The following is a 10,648-nucleotide window of genomic DNA, read 5'->3' on the forward strand; positions in this document are numbered from 1 at the left end:
TCCGGTCCGATGACGGTATTCCTCACACTGGCTTCCGTGGACGAGTGTGAGAACTGACATTGTTCGTGGGTGCCGCTGTCACTAGCGTCGTCTCCACGACCGCGTGCTGCCGGCGACGCCGCAGGCATCCGCGCTCCACTCGCTCTGAATATGGAAGGTTGGACAATGGGGTCCGTTTCCGTCGTCGTCATCATCGTCGTGTACTTCGCAGTCATGTTCGCCATCGGCCTCTGGGCCAACCGGAGGACGAAGTCCTCCAAGGAGTTCCTCGTCGCCGGACAGTCGCTCGGATTCTTCGTCATGGCGATCGCGAGCTTCTCCTCCATCCAGAGCGGGTGGGGGATGGTCGGCAACACCGGTGCCGTCTACGACATCGGCATCTCCGCGCTGCTGGGCGCCGCCATGCTGGTGCCGCTCGGCTTCGCCCTCGCGTGGTTCCTCCTCGGTGCCCGCCTGCACCGCGCGGCCTCCGTCCACGGGGCGTACTCCGTGCCGGATCTGGTCAAGGTCCGCTACCGGAGCAGGTCCGCCCACACGGCCATGTCGGCCGCCATGGCCGTGGGCGCAGTCGCGTACATGACCTCGCAGATCTCCGCCATGGGGATCATCGCCTCGCTGCTGCTCGGCACCTCTGTGCAGACCGGCGCATGGATCGGCGCTGCGGTCGTGGCGATCTACACGGTGGCCGGCGGGATGCTCGCGGCGGTCTGGACCGACCTCATCCAAGGCCTGCTGATGATCGTGATGTCCGTGGCGGTCTTCTTCCTCGCGCTCTTCGCGGCCGGGGGATGGTCGTCCGTGCTGCTCACCACCTCGGCGGCCGACCCCGACTTCCTGTCCCTCACGGGTCCCCAGTCCGAGGCCTTCATCTTCGGCTACATGGCGCTCCTGCTCTTCGGCGCGGCCGGACAGCCGCAGCTCATCACCAAGTTCCTCATGCTCAAGGACAGGAAGGAGCTGAAGTGGGGCGCGCTGGTCTCCGGCCTCGCCTACGGAGTGACGACGCTCTTCAGCCTGGGCATCGGGCTCTCCCTCAAGGCGATGGTCCTCACCGGTTCGGCGGAGGCTCCCGCGACCATCGACAACACGACCACCGACTTCCTCTCGCAGTTCACCAGCCCCGCCGTGGCCGGCCTCGCACTCACCGCGCTCCTCGCCGCGGTGATGTCGAGCGCATCGAGCTTCATCACGATCGGTGCTGCGGCCGTCGTGAGGGATCTCGCGACCGCGCTCGGCGTGAGGGTGGAGCGCGAGCTGCTGTGGAGCCGGGTGATGTCAGCGGTGATCACGGTTCTCGCGGTGCTCCTGGTCTTCTACCTCTCGCAGGCCATCTTCATCCTCGGGGCGATCGGCTGGGCCGCCTTCGCAGCCGCCATCCTGGGACCGATAGGGATCGGGATCCACTGGCGCAGAGCGACCGGGGCCGCGGCCACGGCAGCGGTGGCGGTCGCCCTCGGCTTCAATCTCCTCATCGTGCTCCTGGAAGCCAGCGGCCTCCTCGTCGTCGCGCCGCACATGCACATCGGCGGGATATCGCTCATGCTCTCCGTCGTGGTCTTCGTCTGCGTCTCCCTCCTCACGCCGCGGGAGCGGGCGGAGCAGCTGTTCCGGGAGTTCGACGCAGCGGCATGCCCGGACGGGACGTCCCCGTCTCCCGGGCGGGGCGCCGGTGTCCCGCAGAGCGAGAACCCCGAGGAGGAGAACGCACATCGGGCAGTGGGAATCCTGGTGGGTGCCGTGACCAGCATCTCCGCGATCATGCTGGCGGGCATGCTCTTCGACCTGCCGGACCTGATCATCTACCCCACTCCGCTCATGGTGGGGCTCGTCATGATGCTCGGCTGCCTTGGCAGCGGAGCATCGCTGTCGGCCGTCCGCGTGCCGCTCCTCGGCTACACCGCCGTGCTCCTCATCCTCATGACCGCGATGGCCGCCACCAGGGACTCGTCCGTCCTGTTCGGCGGTCTCCCCCTCGCGACGGGGATCCTCGTCTACGTGCTCTGGCCGTTCAGCACGCTCAGCGCGGGGCTTCTCTACGCCTGGATCTACTCGTCGGTGCTGAGGCGCGTGCCCGCCGGCGCTCTTCAGGAGGCGGCGCACCGATGAGCGATCCGGATGTGCTCATCGTCGGCGCGGGACTCGCCGGAGGCATGACCGCAGCCGTTCTCGCGGAGCGCGGACTGGACGTCCACTGCCTCGAGCAGGGCGACTGGCCCGACTACTCCGCGCCGGTCCACCCGCTCGCCTTCGACCCTGAGACGCACCGGCGATGGCCTCGGCTGCCGAATGAGAGGAACTCCTCCGCCGACTACCCGCTCACGGCCGAGGACTCACCCATCGATCCGCTGATGTGGAACGGCGTGGGCGGCAGCACGGTCCTCTACCTGGCCAAATGGCATCGGATGCTTCCCGGCGACTTCCGCGTGCGGTCCTCGGACGGAGTGGGGGCGGACTGGCCCTTCGGATACCAGGAGCTGGAGCCCTGGTACACCGAGGCGGAGGCCCAGCTGGGCGTGAGCGGTCTCGCCGGGGACCCCGCCTACCCTCCCGGGGGCGCACCTCCGCACCCGCCGCTCCCCCTCCGCGACTTCGGCAGACGCATGGCCCACGCCCTCGACTCCCTCGGCTGGGACTGGTGGCCCGGCGCGTCCGCCGTCTTCCCCCGGGAGTCCGCGGCGTCACTCCCCTACTCGGCGGCGGCCGCCGGCCATGACCTCGGAGCCGTCAGCACCGGCCGGCGAGCGACCGTCAAGGCCTCGGCGGACGTCTCCCACTGGCCCGGCGCACTACGTGCGGGGGCACGGCTGACCACCGGAGCGCAGGTCCGTCGCCTGCTCCTCAGCCGCGGACGCGCCGACGGCGTCGAGTACTGCGACGCGCAGGGACGGATCCGGACCATGCGGGCGAAGCAGGTCATCCTCTGTGCGAACGGGATCGGCACCGCGCGTCTGCTGCTCGCCTCCGGGGACACCGCCTCGGACAGGGGCGCGGCGAACTCCAGCGGCATGGTCGGAAGGAATCTCATGCTGCATCCGCTCGCCGCCGCCGTGGGCGTCTTCGCCGAGGAGGTCGACGGTGCGGTGTCGCCGCTCGGAGCGCAGCTGCAGAGCACCCACTTCTACGAGACTGATCCCGGACGCGGTTTCGTCCGCGGCGCCAAATGGGGTCTGCAGCCCGCGGGGGGACCGGAGGCGCACCTCTTCTCCTATCCGTGGACGAGCGACCCGGGCCGGTGGGGAGCGGGCTTCGCGGCGACGATGAGGGAACGGCTCGGGCATTCCGCCATGTGGTCCATCGTCTCCGAGGATCTTCCGTCGCCGGAGAACCGGGTGCTCCTGGACCCGCGCGTCCGTGATCGTGCGGGAGGCCCGGGTGTGCGGGTGCGGTATCGCCAGGACGGGAACTCCAGGCGGCTGCTCGCATTCCACCTCGCGCGGGCATGCGAATCCCTGCGCGCCGCGGGTGCGCACACGGTCCTGCAGGAGCCTCTGGTGCGTGCGAGCGGCTGGCACCTCATGGGAACCGCGCGGATGGGAGAAGATCCGCGCACCTCCGTCACCGATCCGTGGGGCCGCTGCCATGACGTCCCGAACCTGCACATCTTCGATTCGTCCACCTGGCCGACCTCGAGCGGGTTCAATCCCGCTGCCACACAGGCGGCGATGGCGCTGCGCTCCAGCGCCCATTTCCTCAGTGAGGAGTCGTGGTGAGCGCGGAGGAGATCAGGAGGAAGGTCGGAGCGGAGTTCACCGACGAGGAGATCGAGGAGCTGCGAGGTGGAATCGAGGCCGCGGAGGAACAGGACGACAGGCAGCTGCTGGCCGCACTCATCGCCACCGGCGCCTTCGCCCGCAGGCTGGGGGACCCGGTGATGCGCGACGAGCTGAGCCCGGAGCGGAGGACTGCCGCGAGTCCTCCTCCTGCGGATGTGGACCGCGTCATCAGGAGAGTCAGGGACAGAGGCTTCCCCGGCGCGGTGCGCCGGGAGACGAACCAGGAGGGAACGGAATGAGCGGCCAGCCCGCATGGTGGCAGGATCTGGAGGCGGAGACCTTCGCATGGCAGGTGCCGGAACGGTTCAACATCGCGGCGGACAGCCTCGACCCGCATCCCGCAGAGGCGCTCGCGCTCCTCGAACGAGGCGGGAGCCGGGACATCGACATGACGTTCGGGGAGCTCAGGGACCGCGCGCGGAGAATAGCCTCGTGGCTGCTGGAGCGCGGCTTCTCGCCCGGTGACAGGATCGCCGTGTTCCTGCCGCAGAGCTGGGAGCTCGCAGCGGTGCACAGTGCGATCTACTACGCGGGGATGATCGCCGTCCCGCTCACCACCAAGTTCGGCCCCGAGGCCGTGCGCTTCAGAGTCGAGGACTCCGGTGCGCAGGCGCTCTTCGGCCGTCCGGCGGACCTCGGCCGCGTCGCGGAGGGGGTGAGGGAGGTCCCCTGCGTCGTGAGCGTCTCAGACGCATGCGAGCAGGCTGAGACCACTCTCGCGGAGGTCCTTCGGGCAGAAGTCGTCCCCCACCCGCTCGGAGAGACGCGGGCGGACGATCCGGCTCTTCTCATCTACACCTCCGGGACGACCGGAAACCCCAAAGGGGCTCTGCACGCCCACCGCGTCCTCATCGGTCACATGCCCGGGGTGCGGATGACCCATGACGCGTTCCCCCAGCCGGGCGACCTCATCTGGACGCCTGCGGAGTGGGCCTGGATCGGAGGGCTCCTGGACGTGCTGTTCCCCGCCCTCGCCTGCGGCGTGCCGGTCGTCGGGAGCGACGCGCGGGTGACTCCGGAGCTGGCGGTGCACATGTTCGACGAGGTGGGCGTGAGGAACAGCTTCCTGCCGCCCACCGCGCTCAAGCAGATGCGGGCCACGGGGGCCGTGCCCGCGGCGCCGCGGGTCCGGACGCTCACTTCCGGCGGGGAGACTCTGGGGGAGAGCCTGCAGCGATGGGCGCAGGAGGTGTTCGGAGTGGAGGTCAACGAGTTCTACGGGCAGACGGAGATGAACATGACGGTGGGCCAGCACAGACAGAGCCGGCGTCCGGCCCCCGGATCCATGGGACGTGCGGTCCCCGGATTCTCCGTGGAGGTGCTGGGTCCCGACGGCGCACCCGCGGAACGCGGCGCGATCGGCGAGATCGCCGTACGGACCCCCAACCCGGGAGAGTTCCTCGGCTACTGGGGCCAGGCGCAGAGGACGCGGGAGAAGTATCGGGGCGAATGGCTGCTCACGGGTGATCTCGGCACCGTCGGGCCGGACGGCGACCTCGCCTTCGCAGGACGCGCGGACGACGTGATCTCGTCTGCGGGATACAGGATCGGGCCCGGGGAGGTGGAGGAGAGCCTGCTCGGACATCCCGCCGTGGCTCTCGCCGCAGTGGTGGGGGAGCCGGACGAGCTCCGCGGGGAGATCGTCGTCGCCCACGTCGTGCTCAAGGACGGAGCGGAGCCGTCCGACGTCCTCAGACGGCAGCTCGCCGCACACGTGAAGGGCTCCCTCGCCTACTACCAGTACCCCCGGAGGATCGAGTTCCATGACGAGCTGCCCATGACGACGACGGGCAAGATCCAGCGCCGCATGCTGAGGACGCAGCCGTAGGAGGAACAGCGGTCCGGGCCGCCCGGGCCGCTGAGAGCCGTCTCAGCTCCGCCGGGCAGACTGGTGGGATGCTCCAGGACGCTCTCCCCTCCCTCTGGTCCGCCGTCACCCACGCGGCCCCGCACCCGGACGCGCAGACGCTCACCGTCGCCGCGATCATCGCGGCCGCGCTCGTGGTGCCCTCGCCCCTCTGGCGGGTCTCCGGCGTGTGGGTGACGGTCGTGCACGAGCTGGGACACGCCTTCGCCGGGATGCTGCGCGGCCGGACGGGCATGCGCATCCGGGTGAATCGCGACCACTCCGGTCTCACCACCTCCACCGGCCGCACGGACTCCGTCGCGTGGACGAGCTTCTGGGGATACCCCGCCCCGTCCCTCGTGGGCGCGGCGGTCGCCGTCGCCGCAGCGGCCGGATGGGGTGCTGCAGCCCTCGCCGTGATGATGGTCGTGATGCTCGCGGCGCTCGTGTTCATGCGAGGCGCGCTCACCTGGACCGTGACCCTCGTGAGCCTCGTCGCCGGGGCGCTGCTGCTGGCGGAGGGTTCGACGGTGCTGGTCACCGGCGTCGCGGTCACGGTGGGCGCCTTCCTCTGGGCCGGCGGGATCCGGGCGATCGCCAACCTCTCCCGGCTCCACGCCACCGGCCGGGGCCACGGCTCGGACGCCCACGCCCTCGCCCAGCGCACGCGTGTGCCCGCGTTCCTCTGGCTCCTCGTGTTCTGGCTGCTCTCCCTCGCTCCGGCGGCGCTGCTGCTGTGGGCGCTGCGGAGCTGACGAAGACCGGCTCCCGGAGTCGGTCTCGGCGGCGTTCGCACAATCGTCTCTGCGGCCCTGGGACCCTGGGACACGAGACCACCCCCGGCCGCTGCTCCGATGACCTGGATTCGAGGCCTTCTCGTGCCGCTCCTCACTGATTCTGGAGGTTCTTCGCGGTAGGATTGGAGCCAAACCGCCCGAATGCAGATGCTTGCGTGCGAAAGCGCGCCCAGAGGAGACCAATGGCAGCCGAGGAGACACCGCACTACGACGCCGGTGACATCACCGTCCTTGAAGGACTCGAGGCGGTGAGGAAGCGTCCCGGCATGTACATCGGGTCGACCTCGGAGCGCGGTCTCCACCACCTTGTCCAGGAGATCGTCGACAACTCCGTCGACGAGGCGATGGCCGGCTACTGCGACCACATCGAGGTGACCATCCTCGAGGACGGTGCCGTGCGCGTCGTGGACAACGGCCGCGGCATCCCCGTGGCGATGCACCCCACGGAGGGCATCCCCACCCTGCAGGTGGTGCTCACCATCCTCCACGCGGGCGGCAAGTTCGGCGGGGGCGGCTACGCGGTCTCCGGCGGTCTGCACGGTGTGGGCTCCTCCGTCGTCAACGCGCTGTCCTCCCGGCTGGAGGCCGAGGTGCACCGCGACGGCCACGTGTGGCGGCAGGACTACCGGATCGGCGTCCCCACGGGAGAGGTCGTGAAGGGCGAGGAGACGGACACCACCGGCACGATCATCACCTTCTGGCCGGATCCGGACATCTTCGAGACGACGGACTTCTCCTTCGAGGTCCTCCGCAGCCGCTTCCAGCAGATGGCCTTCCTCAACAAGGGCCTGCGCATCTCGCTCGAGGACCGCCGGCGGGTCGCGGTGGACCCGGACGAGGTGCAGCTCGACGAGGAGGCGCTCGACGGCGAGGAGAACGCGGCGGAGGCGAAGACCAAGGCCGTCTCCTACTGCTACGCGGACGGCCTGCTCGACTACGTCGCCCACCTCAACAGCATGAAGAAGGCGGACCTGGTCAACGACCAGATCATCGCCTTCGAGACGGAGGACACGGAGCAGCAGATCGCGCTCGAGGTCGCCATGCAGTGGACGACCTCCTACTCGGAGTCCGTGCACACCTTCGCGAACACGATCTCCACGCATGAGGGCGGCACGCACGAGGAGGGCTTCCGCACCGCGCTGACCTCCCTCATCAACTCCTATGCCCGGGAGCAGAAGCTGCTGCGGGAGAAGGATCCCAACCTCACCGGCGACGACGTCCGCGAGGGCCTCACGGCGGTGATCTCCGTGAAGCTGGGCGAGCCGCAGTTCGAGGGCCAGACCAAGACCAAGCTGGGCAACTCCGAGGCCAAGACCTTCGTCCAGCGCGTGGTCCGCGACGAGTTCGGCCACTGGCTGGAGTCCAACCCGGCGCAGGCCAAGGAGATCATCCGCAAGTCCATCCAGGCCTCGCAGGCGCGCATGGCCGCTCGCAAGGCGCGCGAGGCGACGCGCCGCAAGGGCCTGCTCGAGTCCTCCGGGATGCCGGGCAAGCTCAAGGACTGCCAGTCCAAGGACCCGTTCCGCTCCGAGGTCTTCCTCGTCGAGGGCGACTCCGCCGGCGGGTCCGCCGTGCAGGGCCGGGACGCCATCCACCAGGCGATCCTGCCGCTGCGCGGCAAGATCCTCAACGTCGAGAAGGCCCGCCTCGACCGCGCCCTGGGCAATGCCGAGGTGCAGTCGATGATCACGGCCTTCGGCACGGGGATCGGCGAGGAGTTCGACATCGAGAAGCTCCGCTACCACAAGATCGTGCTGATGGCGGACGCGGACGTGGACGGCCAGCACATCACCACGCTGCTGCTCACCTTCATCTTCCGCTACATGAAGCCGCTGGTGGAGCGGGGCCACGTGTACCTCGCCACTCCCCCGCTCTACCGGATCAAGTGGTCCAACGCCCCGCACGAGTTCGCCTACACGGACCGTGAGCGCGACGGACTGCTCACCGCGGGCCGTGCCGCCGGCCGCCGTCTGCCCAAGGAGCAGGCGATCCAGCGCTACAAGGGCCTCGGCGAGATGAACTACCAGGAGCTGTGGGAGACCACGATGGACCCGGACCAGCGCCTGCTCAAGCAGGTGAGCCTGGACGACGCGGCGCAGGCGGACGAGATCTTCACCGTCCTCATGGGCGACGACGTGGACTCGCGCCGGAGATTCATTCAGGAGAACGCGAAGGACGTCCGCTTCCTCGACATCTGAGCCGGCGCCCGCGCCGGCCGCCGTGCCGCTGACGGCCCACCCTCACTTCCCACCACGAACAGAGAGAGCACATCCACGTGGCAGACGAGCAGAATCCCACTCCTGAGCAGGAACCGGCGGAGATGACCGGTGCCGAGGCCCCGGTGACCTCAGCGGACAGGATCGACCAGGTCGATCTCAACCAGGAGATGCAGCGCTCCTACCTCGACTACGCCATGAGCGTGATCGTGGGGCGTGCGCTGCCTGACGTGCGCGACGGCCTCAAGCCGGTGCACCGCCGCATCCTCTATGCGATGTACGACGGCGGCTACCGCCCGGACCGCAACTTCTCCAAGTGCGCCCGCGTGGTGGGCGATGTGATGGGCCACTACCACCCGCACGGCGACTCCGCGATCTACGACGCCCTCGTCCGCCTCGTGCAGCACTGGGTCATGCGGTATCCGCTCGTCGCCGGTCAGGGCAACTTCGGCTCACCGGGCGACGACGGTGCGGCCGCACCCCGGTACACGGAGTGCAAGATGGCCCCGATGGCCCTGGAGATGGTCCGGGACATCGAAGAGGAGACCGTCGACTTCCAGGACAACTACGACGGCCGCAACCAGGAGCCGGTGGCGCTGCCCTCCCGCTTCCCCAACCTGCTGGTCAACGGCTCCTCCGGCATCGCCGTGGGCATGGCGACGAACATCCCCCCGCACAACCTGCGCGAGGTGGCCGCCGGCGCGCAGTGGCTGCTCTCGCACCCGGACGCCACCAGCGAGGAGGCGCTCGAGGCGATCCTCGGCATCGTCAAGGGCCCGGACTTCCCGGGCGGCGCGACCGTGCTGGGGCGCAAGGGCATCGAGGAGGCCTACCGCACCGGCCGCGGCTCCATCACCCAGCGGGCCGTGGTGGAGGTCGAGGAGATCCACGGACGCACCTGCCTCGTCGTCACCGAGCTGCCCTACATGGTCAACCCGGACACGCTCGCGGCCAAGATCGCCTCCTACGTGCGCGACGGCAAGGTCGCGGGCATCGCGGACCTCCGTGACGAGTCCTCCGGACGCACGGGCCAGCGCCTGGTGATCGTGCTCAAGCGCGACGCCGTGGCGAAGGTGGTCCTCAACAACCTCTTCAAGCACACCCAGCTGCAGGAGAACTTCTCCGCGAACATGCTGGCGCTCGTGGACAACGTCCCGCGCACGCTCTCCATCGACGCCTTCCTGCGCCTGTGGGTCAAGCACCAGATCGACGTGATCGTGCGCCGCACGCGCTTCCGCCTGCGGAAGGCGGAGGAGCGCGCGCACATCCTGCGCGGCTACCTCAAGGCGCTGGGCGCGCTCGACGCCGTGATCGCCCTCATCCGCCGCTCACCGAACTCGGACGAGGCGCGCACGGGACTCATGGAGCTCCTCGACGTCGACGAGATCCAGGCCAACGCCATCCTCGACCTCCAGCTGCGGCGTCTGGCCGCGCTGGAGCGCCTCAAGATCGAGGAGGAGGCCGCCCGGATCGAGGAGCAGATCAAGGACTACAAGGACATCCTCGAGCGGCCGGAGCGCCAGCGGGAGATCGTCTCCACGGAGCTCGACGAGATCGTGGACCGCTACGGCGACGACCGCCGCACGCGCATCCTCGCGGGCTTCGACGGCGATGTGAGCATGGAGGACCTCATCCCGGAGGAGGAGGTCGTCGTCACCATCACCCGCGGGGGCTACGTCAAGCGCACCCAGTCCGCGCTCTACCGCGCCCAGCACCGGGGCGGTAAGGGGATCAAGGGAGCGCAGCTGCGCGGCGACGACGTCGTCAGCCAGTTCTTCGTCACCTCGACGCACAACTGGCTGCTCTTCTTCACCAACACCGGGCGGGTGTACCGCGCCAAGGCCTATGAGCTGCCGGAGGGCTCACGCGACTCCAAGGGCCAGCACGTGGCGAATCTGCTGGCGCTGCAGCCGGACGAGACGATCGCCCAGGTGCTCTCGATCCGCGACTACGACGATGCGGAGTTCCTGGCGCTGGCGACCAAGTCCGGCATCGTGAAGAAGACGCGCCTGAGCG

The 10,648-nt window shown here is 69.2% G+C and carries 7 protein-coding genes; all 7 read left to right on the forward strand.

Going from position 1 to position 10,648, the window contains the following annotated elements; genetic code table 11:
• The first annotated feature begins 165 nt into the window (after window positions 1–165).
• Entirely contained in the window at window positions 166–2,106 is a 1,941-nt protein-coding gene (locus tag ABD240_RS07175; RefSeq protein ID WP_344336570.1) for a sodium:solute symporter family protein, read from the forward strand.
• Window positions 2,103–3,710, forward strand: a complete 1,608-nt coding sequence (locus tag ABD240_RS07180) for a GMC oxidoreductase (protein ID WP_344336572.1) — start codon at window positions 2,103–2,105, stop codon at window positions 3,708–3,710. Before ABD240_RS07175 ends, ABD240_RS07180 begins: the two co-directional genes overlap by 4 nt.
• Window positions 3,707–4,012 (forward strand): hypothetical protein, encoded by a 306-nt coding sequence (locus ABD240_RS07185; protein WP_344336574.1) that lies wholly within the window; start codon window positions 3,707–3,709, stop codon window positions 4,010–4,012. Before ABD240_RS07180 ends, ABD240_RS07185 begins: the two co-directional genes overlap by 4 nt.
• A complete protein-coding gene (locus tag ABD240_RS07190; protein WP_291798156.1) occupies window positions 4,009–5,601 on the forward strand; it encodes an AMP-binding protein in 1,593 nt (530 codons plus the stop codon). Before ABD240_RS07185 ends, ABD240_RS07190 begins: the two co-directional genes overlap by 4 nt.
• Before the next feature lie 68 nt (window positions 5,602–5,669).
• Window positions 5,670–6,374 (forward strand): M50 family metallopeptidase, encoded by a 705-nt coding sequence (locus ABD240_RS07195; protein WP_291798159.1) that lies wholly within the window; start codon window positions 5,670–5,672, stop codon window positions 6,372–6,374.
• Between the two features lie 224 nt (window positions 6,375–6,598).
• Window positions 6,599–8,614, forward strand: a complete 2,016-nt coding sequence (gene gyrB, locus ABD240_RS07200; RefSeq protein ID WP_291798162.1) for a DNA topoisomerase (ATP-hydrolyzing) subunit B — start codon at window positions 6,599–6,601, stop codon at window positions 8,612–8,614.
• 77 nt (window positions 8,615–8,691) lie between these two features.
• On the forward strand, window positions 8,692–10,648 hold a 1,957-nt coding region (gene gyrA, locus ABD240_RS07205), incomplete at its 3' end, for a DNA gyrase subunit A (RefSeq protein WP_425546998.1).

The organism is Brevibacterium salitolerans, from assembly GCF_039531405.1.
Taxonomy (GTDB): domain Bacteria; phylum Actinomycetota; class Actinomycetes; order Actinomycetales; family Brevibacteriaceae; genus Brevibacterium; species Brevibacterium salitolerans.

Bases quoted from the DNA above. Each gene is read 5' to 3' on its own strand.
- ABD240_RS07175 (WP_344336570.1), top strand. From the start codon at position 166: ATGGGGTCCGTTTCCGTCGTCGTCATCATCGTCGTGTACTTCGCAGTC.
- ABD240_RS07180 (WP_344336572.1), top strand. From the start codon at position 2,103: ATGAGCGATCCGGATGTGCTCATCGTCGGCGCGGGACTCGCCGGAGGC.
- ABD240_RS07190 (WP_291798156.1), top strand. From the start codon at position 4,009: ATGAGCGGCCAGCCCGCATGGTGGCAGGATCTGGAGGCGGAGACCTTC.
- ABD240_RS07195 (WP_291798159.1), top strand. From the start codon at position 5,670: ATGCTCCAGGACGCTCTCCCCTCCCTCTGGTCCGCCGTCACCCACGCG.
- gyrB (WP_291798162.1), top strand. From the start codon at position 6,599: ATGGCAGCCGAGGAGACACCGCACTACGACGCCGGTGACATCACCGTC.